The organism is Pseudomonas sp. JV245A (genome assembly GCF_032424515.1).
GTDB lineage: Bacteria > Pseudomonadota > Gammaproteobacteria > Pseudomonadales > Pseudomonadaceae > Aquipseudomonas > Aquipseudomonas protegens.
Genome location: NZ_VYKE01000588.1, coordinates 1 through 359, shown reverse-complemented (window position 1 = coordinate 359; position 359 = coordinate 1). Strand labels below are relative to the sequence as shown.

1 protein-coding gene is annotated in these 359 nt (G+C 70.2%); it reads right to left on the bottom strand.

What is annotated here, in order from left to right:
• Positions 1-359: autotransporter outer membrane beta-barrel domain-containing protein (locus tag F6S12_RS33170; protein WP_315870041.1), on the bottom strand; the 359-nt coding region annotated here is incomplete at both ends.

Below are 359 nucleotides of genomic sequence, written 5' to 3'. Positions count from 1 at the left end.
CGCACCAGGCCCAGTTGCACGCCGCTGGCGGAGTAATCGACCACCGCGCCGAGAAACAGGTAGTTGGGTTGCACCAGGGCGAACTGGCCATCGATACCGCCCGCGGCCTGCAAGATGTCGAACTGGCGCCCGACCAGCCCCCGGACCTGCCCGGCGCTGAGCAGGTTGGCGTTGTGTTCCAGGCTCAGGCTGAGCTGGGCGCCCTCCAGATGCGCCCGGCCGCCGGCGACGATACGGTCGCTGGCGGTCGGCGACAGCTCCACGGCGTAGGTCGAACCTGGCTGGAAACTCACATCGCCGGCCACATTCAGGGTGCCGATGGAGTTGCCCGGGGCCACGCGCGCGCCGCGGGTCGCGGT